The sequence below is a fragment of the Glycomyces rhizosphaerae genome (genome assembly GCF_042647865.1).
GTDB lineage: Bacteria > Actinomycetota > Actinomycetes > Mycobacteriales > Micromonosporaceae > Glycomyces > Glycomyces rhizosphaerae.
In genome coordinates this window covers 305,186-322,318 of sequence record NZ_JBHRWO010000010.1, presented here as the reverse complement: position 1 = coordinate 322,318, position 17,133 = coordinate 305,186, and the positions used below count along the sequence as shown (strand labels likewise).

At 69.3% G+C, this 17,133-nt stretch carries 16 protein-coding genes and 2 tRNA genes; 12 read left to right on the top strand and 6 right to left on the bottom strand.

The window, feature by feature from the left end:
• Positions 1 to 246: 246 nt before the first annotated feature.
• The 4 genes from gyrB to ACFO8M_RS11145 all read left to right on the top strand — a co-directional run bounded on the left by gyrB (position 247) and on the right by ACFO8M_RS11145 (position 5,740).
• Positions 247 to 2,205, top strand: a complete 1,959-nt coding sequence (gene gyrB, locus ACFO8M_RS11160) for a DNA topoisomerase (ATP-hydrolyzing) subunit B (protein ID WP_387974719.1) — start codon at positions 247 to 249, stop codon at positions 2,203 to 2,205.
• A 145-nt stretch (positions 2,206 to 2,350) separates the two neighbouring features.
• Positions 2,351 to 4,777, top strand: coding sequence for a DNA gyrase subunit A (gene gyrA / locus ACFO8M_RS11155; RefSeq protein ID WP_387976341.1), 2,427 nt, complete (start codon positions 2,351 to 2,353; stop codon positions 4,775 to 4,777).
• Positions 4,778 to 5,491 (top strand): DUF3566 domain-containing protein, encoded by a 714-nt coding sequence (locus ACFO8M_RS11150; RefSeq protein WP_387974716.1) that lies wholly within the window; start codon positions 4,778 to 4,780, stop codon positions 5,489 to 5,491.
• Between the two features lie 172 nt (positions 5,492 to 5,663).
• Positions 5,664 to 5,740 (top strand) — tRNA-Ile (locus tag ACFO8M_RS11145).
• Positions 5,741 to 5,795: 55 nt separating this feature from the next.
• Here ACFO8M_RS11145 and ACFO8M_RS11140 read toward each other — a convergent pair.
• Positions 5,796 to 6,953 carry a hypothetical protein gene (locus ACFO8M_RS11140; RefSeq protein WP_387974713.1) on the bottom strand — a complete coding sequence of 386 codons (1,158 nt, stop codon included), beginning with the start codon at positions 6,951 to 6,953 and terminating at the stop codon, positions 5,796 to 5,798.
• 250 nt (positions 6,954 to 7,203) lie between these two features.
• On the opposite strand from ACFO8M_RS11140, the gene ACFO8M_RS11135 reads away from it, so the two are divergent.
• The 3 genes from ACFO8M_RS11135 (at position 7,204) to ACFO8M_RS11125 (ending at position 8,208) form a co-directional block, all read left to right on the top strand.
• A complete protein-coding gene (locus ACFO8M_RS11135) occupies positions 7,204 to 7,791 on the top strand; it encodes a flavodoxin family protein (RefSeq protein ID WP_387974710.1) in 588 nt (195 codons plus the stop codon).
• A 114-nt stretch (positions 7,792 to 7,905) separates the two neighbouring features.
• On the top strand, positions 7,906 to 8,037 hold the full coding sequence (locus ACFO8M_RS11130; RefSeq protein ID WP_218125197.1) for a DLW-39 family protein: 132 nt from the start codon (positions 7,906 to 7,908) through the stop codon (positions 8,035 to 8,037).
• Between the two features lie 98 nt (positions 8,038 to 8,135).
• Positions 8,136 to 8,208 (top strand) — tRNA-Ala (locus ACFO8M_RS11125).
• Between the two features lie 59 nt (positions 8,209 to 8,267).
• On the opposite strand, the gene ACFO8M_RS11120 is transcribed toward ACFO8M_RS11125, so the two are convergent.
• Positions 8,268 to 9,131 carry an alpha/beta fold hydrolase gene (locus tag ACFO8M_RS11120; RefSeq protein WP_387974707.1) on the bottom strand — a complete coding sequence of 288 codons (864 nt, stop codon included), beginning with the start codon at positions 9,129 to 9,131 and terminating at the stop codon, positions 8,268 to 8,270.
• Between the two features lie 206 nt (positions 9,132 to 9,337).
• Here ACFO8M_RS11120 and ACFO8M_RS11115 point away from each other — a divergent pair, with 206 nt between their 5' ends.
• Positions 9,338 to 9,661, top strand: a complete 324-nt coding sequence (locus ACFO8M_RS11115) for a helix-turn-helix domain-containing protein (RefSeq protein ID WP_387976338.1) — start codon at positions 9,338 to 9,340, stop codon at positions 9,659 to 9,661.
• On the opposite strand, the gene ACFO8M_RS11110 is transcribed toward ACFO8M_RS11115, so the two are convergent.
• Both ACFO8M_RS11110 and ACFO8M_RS11105 read right to left on the bottom strand, forming a co-directional pair.
• Positions 9,658 to 10,245 (bottom strand): ClpP family protease, encoded by a 588-nt coding sequence (locus tag ACFO8M_RS11110; protein WP_387974704.1) that lies wholly within the window; start codon positions 10,243 to 10,245, stop codon positions 9,658 to 9,660. The two genes, ACFO8M_RS11115 and ACFO8M_RS11110, sit on opposite strands and share 4 nt — an antisense overlap.
• The gene (locus ACFO8M_RS11105; RefSeq protein ID WP_387974701.1) at positions 10,242 to 10,871 is read right to left on the bottom strand and encodes a ClpP family protease; all 630 of its coding nucleotides are present in this window, start codon (positions 10,869 to 10,871) and stop codon (positions 10,242 to 10,244) included. The genes ACFO8M_RS11110 and ACFO8M_RS11105 overlap by 4 nt, the downstream gene beginning before the upstream one ends.
• A gap of 145 nt (positions 10,872 to 11,016) precedes the next feature.
• On the opposite strand from ACFO8M_RS11105, the gene ACFO8M_RS11100 reads away from it, so the two are divergent.
• The gene (locus tag ACFO8M_RS11100; protein ID WP_387974698.1) at positions 11,017 to 11,550 is read left to right on the top strand and encodes a COG4315 family predicted lipoprotein; all 534 of its coding nucleotides are present in this window, start codon (positions 11,017 to 11,019) and stop codon (positions 11,548 to 11,550) included.
• Here the strand turns inward: ACFO8M_RS11100 and ACFO8M_RS11095 are convergent.
• Together ACFO8M_RS11095 and ACFO8M_RS11090 are read right to left on the bottom strand one after the other, a co-directional pair.
• The gene (locus ACFO8M_RS11095) at positions 11,547 to 12,236 is read right to left on the bottom strand and encodes a response regulator (protein ID WP_387974695.1); all 690 of its coding nucleotides are present in this window, start codon (positions 12,234 to 12,236) and stop codon (positions 11,547 to 11,549) included. The genes ACFO8M_RS11100 and ACFO8M_RS11095 overlap by 4 nt on opposite strands.
• Positions 12,233 to 13,909, bottom strand: a complete 1,677-nt coding sequence (locus tag ACFO8M_RS11090; protein WP_387976336.1) for a sensor histidine kinase — start codon at positions 13,907 to 13,909, stop codon at positions 12,233 to 12,235. The genes ACFO8M_RS11095 and ACFO8M_RS11090 overlap by 4 nt, the downstream gene beginning before the upstream one ends.
• Positions 13,910 to 14,005: 96 nt before the next feature.
• Here ACFO8M_RS11090 and ACFO8M_RS11085 point away from each other — a divergent pair, with 96 nt between their 5' ends.
• The 3 genes from ACFO8M_RS11085 to ACFO8M_RS11075 are packed head-to-tail and all read left to right on the top strand — an operon-like array spanning position 14,006 to position 17,112.
• Complete coding sequence (locus ACFO8M_RS11085; protein WP_387974692.1) at positions 14,006 to 15,004, top strand: Bug family tripartite tricarboxylate transporter substrate binding protein; 999 nt, start codon at positions 14,006 to 14,008, stop codon at positions 15,002 to 15,004.
• A gap of 2 nt (positions 15,005 to 15,006) precedes the next feature.
• Entirely contained in the window at positions 15,007 to 15,591 is a 585-nt protein-coding gene (locus ACFO8M_RS11080) for a tripartite tricarboxylate transporter TctB family protein (protein WP_387974689.1), read from the top strand.
• Between the two features lie 12 nt (positions 15,592 to 15,603).
• Complete coding sequence (locus tag ACFO8M_RS11075; RefSeq protein ID WP_387974686.1) at positions 15,604 to 17,112, top strand: tripartite tricarboxylate transporter permease; 1,509 nt, start codon at positions 15,604 to 15,606, stop codon at positions 17,110 to 17,112.
• Positions 17,113 to 17,133: the final 21 nt, after the last annotated feature.

The following is a 17,133-nucleotide window of genomic DNA, read 5'->3' as shown; positions in this document are numbered from 1 at the left end:
CGACAACGAGGCGCACGGAAGCGGTTACAGAAGTCCGGACCAAGTAGACTTGACCGATGCGGTCCGGCCGGCGCCACCAGCGTCCGGCCACCTGCCTTGAGCAGGGCGACGACACGGGCACGGCCCCCTCACGCCGCGGCTCCGGATCAGACATCCGGCCCAAGCGCGGTCAGACGGCTGAAAGTGTCACAGCCATGGACTAGCTTTCTCACTACCGACCGTGTACGACGACAGAAGGAGTTGCCGGTGGCGGCGAAGCAGCAGGACGAGTACAGCGCCAGTTCGCTGACAGTCCTCGAAGGCCTTGAGGCGGTCAGGAAGCGCCCGGGCATGTACATCGGCTCGACCGGCGAGCGCGGCCTGCACCACCTCATCTGGGAAATCGTCGACAACTCCGTCGACGAGGCACTGGCGGGCTTCTGCACCGACATCGACGTGACGCTCCTGGCGGACGGCGGGGTCAGCGTCAAGGACAACGGCCGCGGTTTCCCGGTCGACCTCCACCCCAAGCTGAAGAAGCCCGGTGTCGAGGTGGCCCTCACGGTCCTCCACGCGGGCGGCAAGTTCGACTCCAAGTCCTACGCCGTCTCCGGCGGCCTCCACGGCGTCGGCGTCTCGGTGGTCAACGCCCTGTCCACGGGCGTCTCGGTGGAGATCCACAAGAACGGCCACGTGTGGCGCCAGGAGTACAAGCACGCGCAGCCCGGCCCGCTGGAGAAGGGCGAGGCGACCGACGAGACCGGCACCAAGCTCTCGTTCTGGCCCGACGACTCGATCTTCGAGACCCTCGACTTCGACTACAAGACGATCTACCGCCACCTCCAGGAGTACGCGTTCCTGAACAAGGGCCTGGCGATCACCTTCAGCGACGAACGCCCCGACCACCTCGACGAGGACGGCAACGTCAAGTCGGTGACCTTCAAGTACGACGAGGGCATCGCCGACTTCGTGCGCCACCTGAACGCCTCGAAGAGCGCGATCCACCCCACGGTGGTCTCGTTCAGCGCCGAGGAGGAGGGCCAGTCGCTCGAGGTCGCGATGCAGTGGAACGAGTCCTACAGCGAGTCGGTCTACACCTTCGCGAACACGATCAACACCCACGAGGGCGGCACCCACGAAGAGGGCTTCCGGTCGGCGTTGACGAACGCGGTCAACAAGTACGGGCTCGAGAAGAAGATCATCAAGTCCGAGAAGGACCGCCTCTCCGGCGACGACATCCGCGAGGGCCTGGCGGCGATCATCTCCGTCAAGCTCGGCGAACCGCAGTTCGAGGGCCAGACGAAGACCAAGCTCGGCAACACCGAGGTCAAGGGCTTCGTGCAGCGCGTCTGCAACGAGTGGCTGCCCGACTGGCTCGACCGCCACCCCAAGGAAGCCCGGATCATCGTCCAGAAGGCCTCCAGCGCCGCGAACGCCCGCAAGGCCGCCGCGCAGGCCCGCAAGCTCGCGCGCCGCAAGAGCCTGCTGGAGACCTCCTCGATGCCCGGCAAACTCGCCGACTGCCAGTCGACGAACCCCGAGGAGTGCGAGATCTTCGTCGTCGAGGGCGACTCGGCCGGCGGCTCCGCGAAGCAGGGCCGCAACCCGCGCACGCAGGCGATCATGCCCATCCGCGGCAAGATCCTCAACGTGGAGAAGGCCCGCCTCGACAAGATCCTCAAGAACAACGAGGTCCAGGGCATGATCACCGCCCTGGGCACCGGGATCCACGAGGAGTTCGACGCCGAGAAGCTCCGCTACCACAAGGTCATCCTGATGTCGGACGCCGACGTCGACGGCCACCACATCAACACCCTGCTCCTGACGCTGCTGTTCCGGTTCATGCGCCCGCTGATCGAACTCGGCCACGTCTACATGAGCCAGCCGCCGCTGTACAAGATCAAGTGGAACAAGAAGGGCGACCTGGTCGACTACGCCTACTCCGACGCCGAGCGCGATCGCATCGTCGAAGCGGGCGTCGCCTCCGGCAAGGCCGACCCGCGCCGCTCCGAGGGCATCCAGCGCTACAAGGGTCTCGGTGAGATGAACTACACCGAGCTGTGGGAGACGACCATGGACCCCGCGCAGCGCAACCTGCTCCAGGTTCAGCTCGACGATGCGGCAACCGCCGACGAGCTCTTCAGCGTCCTGATGGGTGAGGACGTGGAGAGCCGCCGCCGCTTCATCCAGGAGAACGCCAAGGACGTCCGGTTCTTGGATATTTAGCGGCAGGGTTTGGACATCTGGCGGGCGGAGCCCGCACCACGTTCCGACGACAAGCAAGGAAGCACTGGTGCCTGAGAACAACCAAGACCAGCTTGAGATCCCGGAGGGCCACGGCCGCATCGAGCCGGTCGGCATCGAAGTGGAGATGTCGCGCTCCTACCTCGACTACGCCATGAGCGTCATCGTCGGGCGCGCGCTGCCCGACGTGCGCGACGGGCTCAAGCCGGTCCACCGCAAGATCCTGTACGCCATGTACGACGGCGGCTACCGCCCCGACCGCGGGTACGTCAAGTGCTCCCGCGTCATCGGCGACGTCATGGGCCAGTTCCACCCCCACGGCGACTCCGCGATCTACGACTCGCTCGTGCGCATGGCCCAGCCGTGGAGCCTGCGGTATCCGCTCATCGACGGCCAGGGCAACTTCGGTTCGCCGGGCAACGACCCCGCCGCCGCGCACCGCTACACCGAGTCGCGCCTCGAGCCGCTCGCGATGGAGATGCTGCGCGACATCGACGAGGAGTCGGTCGACTTCGAGCCGAACTACGACGGCAAGACCACCGAGCCGACGATCCTGCCCTCGCGGATCCCGAACCTGCTCATCAACGGCTCCGAGGGCATCGCGGTCGGCATGGCCACCAAGATCCCGCCCCACAACCTCCGCGAGGTCGCTGCGGCCGTCGACTGGTGCCTGGACCACCCCGAGGCCACCGAGGAAGAAGCCCTCGAGGCCATCCTCGGGATCATCACGGGCCCCGACTTCCCCACGGGCGCCACGGTTCTGGGCCGCGCCGCGATCGAGGACGCCTACCGGACCGGCCGCGGCTCGATCAAGATGCGCGCCGTCATCGAGGTCGAAGAGGACTCCAAGGGCCGCGCCTGCCTCGTCGTCACCGAACTCCCCTACCAGGTCAACCCCGACAACCTGGCCGAGCGCATCGCCGACCTCGTCAAGGAGGGCAAGCTCGGCGGCATCGCCGACATCCGCGACGAGTCCTCCGGCCGCACGGGCATGCGCATCGTCGTCGTGCTCAAGCGCGACGCGGTGCCGAAGGTCGTGCTCAACAACCTCTACAAGCACACGCAGCTGCAGGACACCTTCGGCGCGAACATGCTCGCGCTGGTCGACGGGGTCCCGCGCACGCTGAACATCGCCCAGATGGTCCGCTACTACGTGGCGCACCAGATCGAGGTCATCGTCCGGCGCACCCAGTACCGGATGCGCAAGGCCGAAGAGCGCGCCCACATCCTCCGCGGTCTGGCCAAGGCCCTCGACCTGCTCGACGAGACGATCGCGCTCATCCGCCGCTCGCCTTCGGCCGAGGAGTCGAAGCAGGGCCTGATGAGCCTGCTCGACGTGGACGAGATCCAGGCCGTCGCGATCCTCGACATGCAGTTGCGGCGCCTCGCGGCGTTGGAGCGGCAGCGGATCATCGACGAGTTGGGCGACATCGAGACGAAGATCGCCGACCTGGCCGACATCCTCGCCAAGCCCGAGCGGCAGCGTCTGATCCTCCGTGAGGAGCTCGGCGCGGTCGTGGCCCGCTGGGGCGACGAGCGGCGCACCGTGATCATGCCCGACGCCGGCGAAGTGTCCATGGAGGACCTCATCGCCCGCGAGGACATCGTGGTCACGATCACCCGCGGCGGCTACGTCAAGCGCACCAAGACCGACTCGTTCCGCTCGCAGAAGCGCGGCGGCAAGGGCGTCCAGGGCGCGCAGCTCAAGCAGGACGACATCGTCAGCCACTTCTTCGTGTGCACCACGCATGACTGGATCCTGTTCTTCACCAACAAGGGCCGCGTCTACCGGGCGAAGGCCTACGAGCTGCCGGAGGCGTCCCGCACGGCCCGCGGCCAGCACGTGGCGAACATCCTGGCGTTCGGCCCCGACGAGCACATCGCGCAGGTCATCCAGCTGGCCCACTACGAGGTCACGCCGTACCTGGTGCTCGCGACCCGCAACGGCCTGGTGAAGAAGTCCAAGCTCACGGACTTCGACTCGCCCCGCACCGGCGGCATCGTCGGCATCAACCTGCGCGACGGCGACGAACTCGTCGGCGCCGCACTGGTCGAGCCCACCGACGACCTGCTGCTGGTCTCCCGCAAGGCCCAGTCGATCCGCTTCCAGGCGACCGACGAGGCGCTGCGGCCGATGGGCCGGGCGACCAGCGGTGTGATCGGGATGCGCTTCGTCGGCGACGACGAATTGCTCACCATGATCGTTCTGCGCGATAATATGGACATCCTCGTGGCCACCAGCCGCGGTTACGCGAAGCGGACTCCGGTCGACGCGTATCCGCCGCAAGGCCGCGGCGGCAAGGGCGTCCTGACCGCGAAGATCACGGAACGGCGCGGCGACTTGGTTGGGGCGCTGTCGGTGACGCCGGACGACGAGCTGTTCGCGATCACCTCGGAGGGAGGCGTCATCAGGACTCCGGTGCAGCCGGTCCGCAAGACTTCGGACCGCAACACCATGGGCGTCAAGCTGATCGACCTGCCCGATGAGGTCTCGCTGCTCGCGATCACCCAGAGCGCCGAGGAACCGGAACCCGATGAGGGGCAGGACGAGTAGATGACCGACGCGAAGGCCACCGCCGCGGAGACCGAGCAGCGCGAAGACGACGTCCCGGAGTTCTCCTCCGAGACGCCCGAGAAGGCCGAGCGGCAGCAGTCCGAGGACGCGTCGCCGGTGTCGACACCGCCGTCGGCCGCTCCGGCCCATGACCAGACCTTGACGCTGCGCCGCCCGCCGGGCATGACGCCGCCGCCGGTGAAACCGGAGTCGGTCCCGTCCCCGTCCACGGGCAACACCGCGGCGAACCAGGCCGCGGGCGTGGCCTCCTCGGCCCGCGTCGCCGACGCGGTCCGCGCCGCACGCGCCGCGGTGAGCCAGGCGGCCGCGCGCGGTCCGCGCCGGGCCCGCCTGCGGCTCAAGCGGATCGACCCGTGGTCGGTGATGAAGTTCTCGTTCGCCGTCTCGATCGTGCTGTTCATCGTGATGGTCGTGGCCACCACGGTCCTGTACATCGCGCTCGACGCGATGGGCGTGTTCGACACCGTGAACGACATGCTCCAGATGCTCATGGGCACGAACACGACGGACACCGGGACGGCTCCCACGGACGACTTCCGGATCACCGCCAAGGGCGTCATCGGGGCCGCGGCCCTGCTCGGCGTGGTGAACATGGTGCTGTTCACCGCTCTGGCGACGCTCGGCTCGTTCATCTACAACGTGTGCGCCGACCTCGTCGGCGGCGTCGAGGTCACGCTCGCCGAACGCGACTAGCGACAAGCAGCACGGGTGCCCGCGGCCGACCGGCCGCGGGCACCCGTTGCCGTTCCGGAGCCGTGCATCGAGACCAGTGACGGCCGTCCCTTCACGCAGGGGCCCGGTTTCGCGTATCGGCCAGGGATGCGGTAATCTTTCTCAGCGCTGCCGATGAGGCAGCACCCTATAAGGGCGTATAGCTCAGGTGGTTAGAGCGTCGAGCTGATAACTCGAAGGTCCCAAGTTCGAGTCTTGGTACGCCCACCAGTAAAATCCCAGCTTCGGCCGAGTGCCGAGCTGGGATTTTCGTTCGTCCAGGCTGCTACCGGCCGGTGAGGCGGCGGCGCACGCGTCGGCCGACCACCCGGAGCAGTTCGGCGGTGGGCACCTGGTCGACCGCGGGTTGCCGCCGCAGTGCGGCCTTGGACGCCGCCCGCTTGCGGGCCCGCTCGTCGTCCCGGGCGATCTGCAAGACCCTGACCATCGCGAGCGCCGCGGCGGCGGGGGCCACCGCCGAGTCCTGGGGCTCGGGCTCGAACGGCGCGGGGCCGTGGAGCGCGTTGAGGTCGCCGAGGACGCGGACGCCGGAGCGGCGGATGTGCTCGACCGCTTCGACGCTGAGCTCGGAGGCCCGCTCCTGGGCCCACTTGGGCGTGGTGATGCGCGGCTCGTGGCGTTCGGGCCGACGGGTGCTCTTCATGTGGGCGATGGCGCCGCGCTTGAAGTACTTGCGCGAAATGTCGTGCGGGATGCCGGCGGCGGCGATCGCCTCCCAGCATTGGCGAATGAACTCGGCTTCGCCGGCGGTGAAGGACCGGTTCTCGTTGGAACTGCGGAACTCGAGCGTGCCACGGGTCAGACCGAGCAGGTCCTCGAAGCCGTGGCGCAGGCGATCCTTGTCGCTCTCGTCGACGACGATGACCGTGACCCCCTCGGGTCCCCCGGCGGCAGCGGCCCAGCGTTCGACGAGTTCGCCGTGGCGCTGGCGGTGCCAGAACATCGGGTTCGGGGCGTTGGAGCCGTCGCCTTCGAGCGTGGAGCGGAGCCATTCCTCGTATGGCGGGTTGCCCCGGTGGCGGGACAGCTGGGACCAGGAGGAGGGCAGGATCTTCACCAGCGGCCGCAGGGTGATGACGATGTGGACCCGGTCGCCGCCGAGTTCACCGATGATGCGGGCTGCGGCCTCGGGGTCGGCGTCGGACAGGTACTCGCTGCTGACCACCGCGCGCCGATCGCCGGCCTCCTCGACACGTTCGACGAGCCGGAGCCATTCGGCCCGCGCCGGATCGGCGGGGTCGGCGGTGATCGCGCCGCGCGGTTCCTCCACGACGTTCCCCCGCTCCGGGACCCACACGCCCTGGCGCGCGAGTTCCTCACGGCCGTGCTTCAGCGCGGCCTGGAGAGCGGTGGTGCCGGTCTTGTACGGCCCCACGTGGAGCAGCCGGGCGCCGATCGGAAGCGCGAGATCCGGTGCGGACATGGAGGAGTCCTCCTTCAACGTGGCGGGAGCATGCTTGCGGAAGGGTCGGCGGGGTGCGCAAGGTCGGACTCGCATTGGGAGGGAGCCGAAAAGGAGGTGTTCGCACTTCCGATCGCCACGTTAGCAGAGCAGTGCCCGTCGAATCGGCGCCGAGGACCGGCCGTGAATCCCGGACCGGCGGGAATAGCCGGGCCGCCGCACGGCCTTGAACCTGGAGACCTCCGATCGCCCCGCCCGAAAGCAGCCCGCCATGGCCGACGCACCCCGATCCTTCCTGTTCCTCCTCGGCAGCGCCCGCCACGGCGGCAACACCGAGGCGCTCGCCCGCGCCGCCGCCGGGCACCTCGAACCCGAGGCAGGGCAGCGCTGGATCCACTTGGGCGAGCTGGGCCTGCCGCCGTTCACCGACCGACGCCACACCGGCGACGGCACGACCCCGTTCGCCGAAGGCCCCGAACGCATCGCGCAGGAGGCGACCCTCGCCGCCACGGATGTCGTGATCGCCTCGCCCCTGTACTGGTATTCGACGAGCGCCACGGTGAAGACCTACCTCGACTACTGGTCGGGCTGGCTGCGCGTCCCCGGTCTCGACTTCAAGGCCCGCATGGCCGGCCGGCGCCTGTGGGGCGTCACCGTCCAGGGCGACGAGGAACCGGACGTGTCCGCGCCGCTGGCCGGGGCCCTGCGCCTGAGCGCCGAGTACATGAAGATGGACTGGCGCGGCGTGCTCCTCGGCTACGGCTCACGGCCCGGCGACATCGACCGCGACGATCGGGCCCAGGCGGGCGCGAAGACGTTCTTCGAGCCCGGAACCGAGACGCCCGGCGTCGTGTACTGACAGGTACCGGCCCGGTAGTCCCGCGGGTCACGGTTCGCTATGCTGAGGCGCATCGTGCAATGCCGATCACGGCATTGCTGTTCGCGGGAATCGCTGATAAAGGGGCCTGGGTCCATGTGGAAGAAGATCTTGATCGTCGCCGGGGTGGCCACGGTCGCGTTCGTAGTGGCCAAGAAGGTCAAGTCGATCAACGACGACCGCACCCTGTGGCACGAGGCCACCACCTCCGCGGAAGACGTGCGCTAGCGAATCGCGTTAGCCAGTTCACTGCGATCCGGGTATCCTCGCTGTTGCAGTGAGGGCTGCGGGGATACTCGTAGGGTTCAGTCCGCGCGACTGACCGAGGGGCCTTAGCTCAATTGGCAGAGCACCTGCTTTGCAAGCAGGGGGTTAGGAGTTCGATTCTCCTAGGCTCCACAACCGCACATGTGAAGAGCGGCCGCCCGATGGGCGGCCGCTCTTTCGGTTTCCTGGAGTCAGTCGTCGAGGACCTCGTGGAGCTTCGCTGCGAAGGCTTCGGGTTCGCCGGTCTGGCCGTATTCGCCGCCGAGGAAGCCGCCGTGGTCGCCGGGGAAGGTCGTCGGTGCGATGCCGAGGCGTGCCGCGACGGCCCGGGCGGTGCGGGCCGGGAGGGCTTCGCCGGTGGTGGCGCCGACGCCGATGACGACCTCGGTGGCGGCGTTGCGCAGGGCGTCGAAGTCGTGCCGGTAGGCGTTGCAGGTCCACATGTTCTGCGCCAGCAGCGGGTCGTCGCGGTTGCCGTCGTCCTCGGTCGGGAGTCCGAACGCGGCGGGGTCCGGGGCCGGCCGGTCGAGGTACTCGGCGGTGATGGGGCCCTGGTGCATGACGAGCGCGATGAACTTGGCCATCGCCGGGCCGTTGCCGGCGGCGAAGTAGGTCTCGCGGATGTCCTTGCAGACGGCCAGGGCCGCTTCGTGGTCGGGCAGTTCCCGGGTGGCGGGCGGCTCGTGCGCGACGAGGGTCCGCACCTGCTCGGGGTGGCGGGCGACGAGGGCGAGCGCGTTGACCGCACCGCCGCTGGAGGCGAACAGGTCGACGGGGCCAGCGCCGACCGCGTCGATGATCCGGCGCAGGTCGTCGGCGTGCTCCTCGACCTGCGTCTCGTCGGCGCCGTCGGTCCGCACGCTGCGTTCGGAACCGCGCGGGTCGTAGGTGACGACGGTGCGGTCGGTGAAGTGGCTCGCGAGCGTCGCGAACCCGGGTGCGGCCATGGGCGAGCCGATCAGGAACAGGACGGGCTTGTCGCCGCTGCCGTCGCGGACGTCGTAGTGCAGGACGGCGCCGCTTGCTTCGATGGTGTGGGACTTCGGTTCGGTCATGATGTCTCCTCGGCCGGTGCGGGTGTTCGCTGTGTAGACGAGACCCGGTGTCTGGATTCATCGCAGCACATCGGCCGTTCTGCTCACGGCGAAACGTCCTGGTCTGGCGGTGTATCGCGGTCCTACGATGAGGCATGGACGAGATTGCCGCCCCGAAGCCCGCTCCTTCGAACACTGCGCCTCTGAACACCGCACCTCTGAACGACATGCCGAGCCGCGAGGGCGGCGACTCCCAGAGCGAGCCGCTGTGGCGCGACGCGCTCGGCGACTGCCTGCGGGACCTGCGCCATGACCGCGGCGAGAAGCTCACCGACACCGCGTCCCGCGCGGGGATCTCCCCGCAGTACCTCTCCGAGATCGAACGCGGCATGAAGGACCCCTCCAGCGAGATGATCGCCGCGGTCGCCGGGGCCCTCGAACTCACGCTCACCGACCTGACCGTGGCCGTGGCCGAACGCCTGCAGGCGGTCCAGTTCACCGCGTCCGTCGCCGAGTACGTCCACAACTCGGCGTACGCGCTGGCCGCTTAGCGCTCTTCCATGACGTGGTCGATGAGGCCGTAGCTCTTCGCGGCCTCCGCGGTGAAGACGCGGTCCCGGTCGGTGTCTGACCGGAGCGTCTCGGAGGTCTGCCCGGTGTGACGGGAGAGGATCGTCTCGATGTCGGCGCGGACGCGGACGATCTCGTCGGCGGCGAGGATGAGGTCGGGGATGGTGCCGCGGCCCTGGGCCGCGGGCTGGTGGAGCACGACGCGGGCGTGCGGCAGCGCGGCCCGCATGCCTTCGGCGCCGGCGGCGAGGAGCACCGCGCCGACCGCGACGGCCTGGCCGACGCAGGTGGTCGCGACCTTCGCCTTGACGTACCGCATCGTGTCGTAGATGCCGAGCATCGCGCTCGGGTCGCCGCCTTCGCAGTTGATGAAGAGGTTGATGGTGCGCTCGGAGTTCTCCGCGTCCAGGTGGAGCAGCTGGGCGACGAGCGCGTTCGCGACTCCGGCGTCGATGCCGGTGCCCAGGTAGATGATGCGTTCGGAGAGCAGGTACGAGTAGACGTCCATGATCCGCTCGCCGCGGTCGTTCTTCGTGATGACGTTGGGGATCGAGTAGGTGCTCATGCGGAGGCTCCTTCGCGGGTGAGGGCGAGGCCGATGCTGCGGCGCGCTTGCGGGGCGATCTCGTCGAACGAGGAGACGATGGCGTCGACGAAGCCGTAGTCGAGCGCTTCAGCGGCGGTGTACCAGCGGTCGTGGAGGGAGTCCTCGAAGACCCGTTCGAGCGGCTGCCCGGTGTCTTCGGAGATGAGCCCGAGGACGGTGTCGCGGGTGTGGCGCAGGTCGTTGGCCTGCAGTTCGATGTCGACGGCGGCGCCGGCGATCCCGGCCGAGCCCTGGTGCATGAGGACGCGCGCGTGCGGCATCGCGCGGCGCTTGCCCTTGGTGCCGGAGGAGAGCAGGAACTGCCCGGCGCTGCACGCGAGGCCGAGCGCCAGTGTGGACACATCGCAGGGGATGAGCCGCATGACGTCGCGGATGGCGAGCATCGAGGGGACCGACCCGCCCGGGGAATGGATCCACAGTGCGATGTCGGCGGAGGCGTTCTCGCTTGCGAGGGAGAGCATCTGCGTGGCGAGCAGGGTCCCGTTGTCGTCGTCCAGGGCGCCGTCCAGGACGAGGACGCGCTGCTGGAACAGCTCGCGCCTGGCCCGGTCGTCGAATTGCGGTGGTGTCCCGTTGTCACTCATGCCTCCACCTTGCGACCCGATCCGGCTGCGGTGCAAACGGATCTGCCCTGGGCGGATCCGCTCAGAGCAGCGCGGGGCGGCGCGGGACGGTCGAGAGTGGGCGAAAATCCCCCGGCCCCGGCCTTTCGCTGCCTACGCTCCCTCCATGACCAGATCGATGAAATACCAGCGTGCGTGCGCCTTCGCGGCGGCCGCGCTTCTCATGCTCGGCGCCGCGGCTTGCGGGGACGCCGACTCCGGCGACGACACCGGGCCCTACGGCGGGGCCACCTCCGAGGCCGAGCAGTCACCCACTGACACCGGCACGGCCGCGGCCGCGGTGTCGCTCGCCACGGCGACCGACGACACGCTCGGGGAGTTCCTGGTCGACAACGACGGGATGACGCTCTACCTGTTCACGCCCGACACGACCAGCGAGTCGACCTGCTACGACACGTGCGCGACCGCCTGGCCGCCGCTCCTGACCGACACTGAGGACGTCGCCGCCGGCGACGGCGTGGACGAGGCGCTCATCGGCACGACCGAGCGCACTGACGGGTCCATGCAGGTCACCTACAACGACCACCCGCTGTACTACTACGCCAAGGACGCCGCGCCGGGCGATACGACGGGCCAGGGCGTGCAGGACATCTGGTGGGTGGTGAACCCGGCCGGCGAGGGTGTCACCACCGCGCCCTAGGCCCGCGGGCCGTCCGGCCGGCGCCAGCGGTAGCGGCGCTCCGGGCGGCCCCGGCCCGCGTACTTCAACGCGACCTCGGCCCGGCCGGTCTCGGCGAGCTGCTCGAGGTAGCGGCGGGCGCTCACCCTGGAGACGCCGATCCGCTCCGCGCATTCGGCTGCCGACAGCGAGCTCTCGGCCTCCCGCAGCGCACCTTCCACCAGTTTCGCGGTCTCGTTGCTGAACCCTTTGGGCAACATGGCGATCGATCCGGTCGGGGGCCGGTCGAAGGCGCGGTCGACGTCCGCCTGGTCGCGGACGGCCGCCGCGGCGAGGCCCGCCCGCCGGTTCGCGTACTGCTCCAGGCGCTCCTCGAATTCGTCGAAGCTGAAGGGTTTCAGCAGGTAGGCGACGACGCCGAGACGCACTGCGGCGCGCACGGCCTCGGCCTCGCGGGCCGCCGAGATCACCATGACGTCGCATTCGTGGCCTTCGGCGCGCATGCGCCGCAGCAGGTCGAGTCCGAACACGTCGGGCAGGTACAGGTCGAGGAGCACCAGGTCGGGCTGGTGCTCGACGATCGCGGCCATGGTCTCCTCGCCGGTTCGGGCGCAGGCGACGGCCCGGAATCCGGGGGTGCGTTCGACGAAGCCGCGGTGGATGTTGACCAGCCGGAAGTCGTCGTCGACGACCAGCACATCGATCATGTCGGTTCCTCACCAATGGGGAGCTCGAGGCGGGCGGCGGGAGCGGCCGCGAGTGGCAGGACCGCGGTGAAGCGGGCGCCATGCGCGGTGTTCTCCAAGGTCACCGAGCCGCCGTGATGCTCGCACACGAGCTTCGTGAGCGCAAGTCCGATGCCGTGCTCGCCCCCGGCGGCCTTGGTCGTGTAGCCGTGCGCGAAGACCTCGCCCGCGGTGTCAAGCGGGACGCCCGGGCCGGAGTCGTGGACGGTGATGCGCACGGCCCCTTCGGATTCGCGGATGTCGACGGCGACCCAGCCGTCGCTGTCGCTGCGGCGCGGAAGGGGCGCGTCGTCGGCGTGGCGGGCCGCGGCCTCGACGGCGTTGTCGACGAGGTTGCCCAGGACGGTGCCGACGTCCGCGGAGTCCTCGGGCTCGAGCGGACCGAGGGCGCTCCCGTCGACCATGTCGAGGCGGACGCGCCGCTCGGAGGCCTGCGCGGACTTCGCCATGAGCAGCGCCGCGATGGCCTTGTCCCGGATCGGTTCGGCGATCGAGAGGTCGAGGGACCGGCGGTGCCGGTTGAGCGCGTCGATGTACTGGACGACCTCCTCCTGCTCGCCGATCTGGATGAGCCCGGAGATGGTGTGGAGCTTGTTGTCGAATTCGTGGGCCTGGGCGCGAAGGGCTTCGGCGGTGGACCGGAAGGACCCGAGGTCGCGTTCGAGCTGGGCGAGTTCGGTGCGGTCGCGGAGAGTGGCGACCGAGCCGAGGCTGCGGCCGTCCTTGGCGACGGGCATACGGTTGACGACGAGGACGCGGTTGCCCTGGAGGACGACCTGGTCGGGTCCGTCAGCGGTGCCGGTGAGGACGTCGCGCAGGCGGGCGGTCAGGTCGAGCTCGCCGAGCGTGCGGCCGACGGCGCTCTCAGGGAGGTCGAGGAGGCGCCGGGCGACGTCGTTGACGAGGGTGACGCGATGCTGCAGGTCGAGCGCGACCACGCCTTCGGCGATGCCGTACAGCATCGCCTCGCGGTGCTCGGCGAGGCCCGCGATCTCGCGCGGCTCCATGCCGAACGTCTGCCGCTTGATGCGGCGGGCGAGCATCCAGGATCCGGCGACACCGAGCGTCGAGGCGATGCCGAGGTACAGGAGCAGGTCGGGGCTGTCCCCGGCGAGCAGCGCGCCCGGGGAGGGCACCTCCTGGCCGACGACGGCGACGCCGAGCTGCACGACCGGGCCCTCGTCCCCGTCCTCGGGGCCGAGCACGGGCGCCTGGCCGACCAGCTCGGTGCGCCCGCCGAGTTCGATCTCGCCCCGCCAGCCGCGGCCTTCGAGCACGCCGTCGGCGAGCGGCAGCTCGGTGCCGATGAGCAGCGGGTTCGTGGAGGCGACGACCTCACCGGCGGCGTCGGCGATCGTCACCGAGGAGACCTGCCAGCGCTCCAGGCTGCTCTGGATCTCGGGCGCGAGCGTCTGCGCGGGGGCCGGTGCGGGAAGGCGCCCGCGCACGAGGTCGGAGGCGGCGAGGCTCTCGGCGAGCTGCGTGACGCGCCGGCCCTGCTCGATCGCGAACACCGACTGGGACTGCGCGAGCGAGACGCCGGCGACGGCGGCGAGCACCACGAGGATCACCGTCAGCTGGAAGACGAGCAGCTGGCCGGCGAGGGTCGGGCGTTTCGGGGACCTGAACACAATGAACTCAATGATCGTTACGGACACAAGGCTGACGTCGGGGCCGCGCCAGGGTGACCATCGTCTCTCACACACCCTCGAAACGAAAGAGTAACCACGATGAAAATTCACCGGAGGGCCTTCCTCAGCGCCGCGGCGGCCGTCCCTGTCGCGGCAGCGGCATCGGCCTGCGGCATGACCGCCGACGACAGCACGAGCGACAGCGGCCCCCTCACCGGTCTGCGCATCATGGTCCCCAACAGCCCCGGCGGCGGCTACGACACCACCGCCCGCTCCATCGGCCGCATCATGGAGGACGAGCAGATCGCCAAGGGCATCGAGGTGTTCAACCTCGAAGGCGCCGGCGGCACCGTCGGGCTCCAGCGGACCGTGAGCGAATCGGGCAACGGCGACCTCGTGATGCAGATGGGCCTGGGCGTCGTCGGCGCCTCGTACACCCAGAACTCCGAGGCGAAGCTGACCGGGACCACCCCGATCGCGAAGCTCGTCGAGGAATCCGGTGCCATCGTGGTGCCCACCGCCTCCCCGTTCCAGACCATCGACGACCTCGTCACCGCCTGGGCGGCCGACCTCTCCGGCGTCACGGTCGGCGGCGGCTCCTCCCCCGGCGGCCCCGACCACCTGCTGCCGATGCAGCTCGCCGGCGCGGTCGGCATCGACCCGACCAAGGTCAACTACGTCACCTACGACGGCGGCGGTGAACTCCTGCCCGCGCTCCTCGGCGAGAAGGTCTCCTTCGGCGCCAGCGGCGTCGGCGAGTTCATCGACCAGATCGACGCCGGGCAGCTGCGCGTCCTCGCCGTCTCCGGCTCTGAGCGCGTCGCGGTCGTCCCCGACGCCCCCACGTTCGCCGAATCCGGCATCGACCTCGAGTTCACGAACTGGCGCGGCTGGGTCGCCCCGCCCGAGATCGAGGACGCCGACCGCGACAAGTGGATCGACGCGCTCACCGCCATGCACGACTCGACGGCCTGGCAGGACGAGCTTGAGAAGCAGGGCTGGACCGACGCGTTCGTCACCGGCGAGGACTTCGGGACCTTCCTCGAGGAGCAGGACCAGATGGTCGCCGACACGCTCGAGCGGTTGGGCCTGGTGTGACCATGTCCGACGAGAGCACCGCGCGCACCGCCGAGGAGGTCGGGCGCGATCCCGACGTCGCCGACGCGGCGCTGGGCGGCGTCGAGGAGGGCGCGGTCGCGACCGCGCCGCCGAAACGCGACCTCAGCCAACTGTGGGTCTGCGGCTTCCTCGTGATCCTCGGCGTCCTCGCCATCGTCGACGCCTCCCGCCTGGGCGGCTTCACGGCTTCGAACGACCCGATCGGGCCCAAACCGGTCCCGATCATCCTCGGCATCCTCCTGTTCGCCGTCGCCGCGTTCTATGCGCTCGACGTCCTCCGGGGCGGCCGAGGCGAGGCCGAGAACGGGGAGGACGACGGGAACTTCGACTGGAAGACCATCGGCCTGCTCTGCGCGGTGTTCATCGCCAACGCACTCCTCATCGACTGGCTCGGCTGGGTCATCTCCGGCGCGCTCCTGTTCTGGGGTGCCGCGATCGTGCTCGGTTCCCGGCGCTACTTCATCGCGCTGGGGGCCGCGGTCGCCCTGTCCCTGGCCACGTTCTATGGATTCGCCATCGGGTTGGGCGTCGGCCTGCCGGCCGGCGTCCTCCAGGGAATCCTCTAGGAAGGCCGCACCATGGACAACCTCAATGCCCTGATGGACGGCTTCGCCGCGATCCTGACTCCCGGCAACCTGCTCATCGCCCTCATCGGCGTCACCATCGGCACCGCGGTCGGCGTCCTTCCCGGCCTCGGCACCGCCATGGCGGTCGCGCTGCTGCTGCCGATCACGTACGGGATGGAGCCGACCCAGGCGTTCATCATGTTCGGCGGGATCTTCTACGGCGGCATGTACGGCGGCTCGACGACCTCGATCCTGCTCAACACCCCCGGCCAATCGTCCTCTGTGGTCACCGTGCTGGAGGGCTTCAAGATGGCGAAGAACGGCCGGGGCGGGCAAGCCCTGGCCACGGCCGCGATCGGCTCGTTCATCGCCGGGACGATCGCGACGCTGGCCCTGGTGTTCGTCACGCCGATCACCGTCCAGTTCGCGATCACGCTGGGGGCACCGGACTACTTCGCGATCATGATGCTCGCGCTCCTCGCGACCGCCTCGGTGCTCGGCTCCTCGCGGATCCGCGGTTTCGCTTCGCTCCTGGTCGGCCTGATGATCGGCACGATCGGGATCGACGCGGTGACCGGGCAGCAGCGCCTCACATACGGGGTCGACGAACTGGCCAGCGGCGTCGACATCATCATCGTCGCCGTCGGCATCTTCGCGGTCGGTGAAGCACTGTGGACGGCCGCGCGCCTCAAGGCGGGCGCCGACGACGTCATCCCGGTCGGCAAGGTGTGGATGGGCAAGTCGGACTGGAAGCGGTCGTGGGGTCCGTGGCTGCGCGGTTCGGCGCTCGGGTTCCCGTTCGGTGCGGTGCCCGCAGGCGGTGCCGAACTCCCGACCTTCCTCTCGTACATCACCGAGCGGCGCTTCTCCAAGCACAAGGAGGAGTTCGGCCACGGGGCGATCGAGGGCGTCGCCGGTCCGGAGGCGGCGAACAACGCTTCGGCCGCGGGCACGATGGTGCCGATGCTGGCGCTCGGCCTGCCCGTGAACGCGACCGCCGCGGTGATGCTGGCGGCGTTCCAGAACTACGGGATCCAGCCGGGACCGCTCCTGTTCGAGAAGGAGTCGGCGCTGGTGTGGACGCTCATCGCGAGCCTGTTCGTGGGCAACGTGATGCTGCTGGTGCTCAACCTGCCGCTCATCCCGGTGTGGGTCAAGCTGCTGCGGATTCCCAAGCCGTACCTGTACGCGGGGATCCTGTTCTTCGCGTCGATGGGCGCCTATGCGGTCAACGCGCAGCCGTTCGACCTGTTCCTGCTGCTCACGCTCGGGCTGATCGGTCTGGCCATGCGCCGGTTCGGGCTGCCGGTGCTGCCGTTGATCGTCGGCCTCATCCTCGGCCCGATGGCCGAGCGCCAGGCGCGCATGTCGCTGCAGCTTTCTGGCGGGGACCTGTCCGGTCTCGTCGGCGGTCCGGTGTCCTGGACGATCTACGCGGTGATCGCCGTCATCGCATTGTGGCCCTTGGTCACGTACTTCAGACGTCGCGCTGCTCGCGACCGGGTCGCGGTCGCCGCATAGCGGCCGCGGCAAAGAGGGGGA

Excerpts from the sequence above, each read along its gene's own strand:
- ACFO8M_RS11130 (WP_218125197.1), top strand. The coding sequence starts at position 7,906 with ATGTGGAAGAAGATCTTGATCGTCGCCGGGGTGGCCACGGTCGCGTTC.
- ACFO8M_RS11150 (WP_387974716.1), top strand. The coding sequence starts at position 4,778 with ATGACCGACGCGAAGGCCACCGCCGCGGAGACCGAGCAGCGCGAAGAC.
- ACFO8M_RS11075 (WP_387974686.1), top strand. The coding sequence starts at position 15,604 with ATGGACAACCTCAATGCCCTGATGGACGGCTTCGCCGCGATCCTGACT.
- ACFO8M_RS11105 (WP_387974701.1), bottom strand. The coding sequence starts at position 10,871 with ATGAGTGACAACGGGACACCACCGCAATTCGACGACCGGGCCAGGCGC.
- ACFO8M_RS11100 (WP_387974698.1), top strand. The coding sequence starts at position 11,017 with ATGACCAGATCGATGAAATACCAGCGTGCGTGCGCCTTCGCGGCGGCC.
- ACFO8M_RS11115 (WP_387976338.1), top strand. The coding sequence starts at position 9,338 with ATGCCGAGCCGCGAGGGCGGCGACTCCCAGAGCGAGCCGCTGTGGCGC.
- ACFO8M_RS11085 (WP_387974692.1), top strand. The coding sequence starts at position 14,006 with ATGAAAATTCACCGGAGGGCCTTCCTCAGCGCCGCGGCGGCCGTCCCT.
- ACFO8M_RS11120 (WP_387974707.1), bottom strand. The coding sequence starts at position 9,131 with ATGACCGAACCGAAGTCCCACACCATCGAAGCAAGCGGCGCCGTCCTG.
- ACFO8M_RS11140 (WP_387974713.1), bottom strand. The coding sequence starts at position 6,953 with ATGTCCGCACCGGATCTCGCGCTTCCGATCGGCGCCCGGCTGCTCCAC.
- gyrA (WP_387976341.1), top strand. The coding sequence starts at position 2,351 with ATGTCGCGCTCCTACCTCGACTACGCCATGAGCGTCATCGTCGGGCGC.
- ACFO8M_RS11095 (WP_387974695.1), bottom strand. The coding sequence starts at position 12,236 with ATGATCGATGTGCTGGTCGTCGACGACGACTTCCGGCTGGTCAACATC.
- ACFO8M_RS11135 (WP_387974710.1), top strand. The coding sequence starts at position 7,204 with ATGGCCGACGCACCCCGATCCTTCCTGTTCCTCCTCGGCAGCGCCCGC.
- ACFO8M_RS11110 (WP_387974704.1), bottom strand. The coding sequence starts at position 10,245 with ATGAGCACCTACTCGATCCCCAACGTCATCACGAAGAACGACCGCGGC.
- ACFO8M_RS11080 (WP_387974689.1), top strand. The coding sequence starts at position 15,007 with ATGTCCGACGAGAGCACCGCGCGCACCGCCGAGGAGGTCGGGCGCGAT.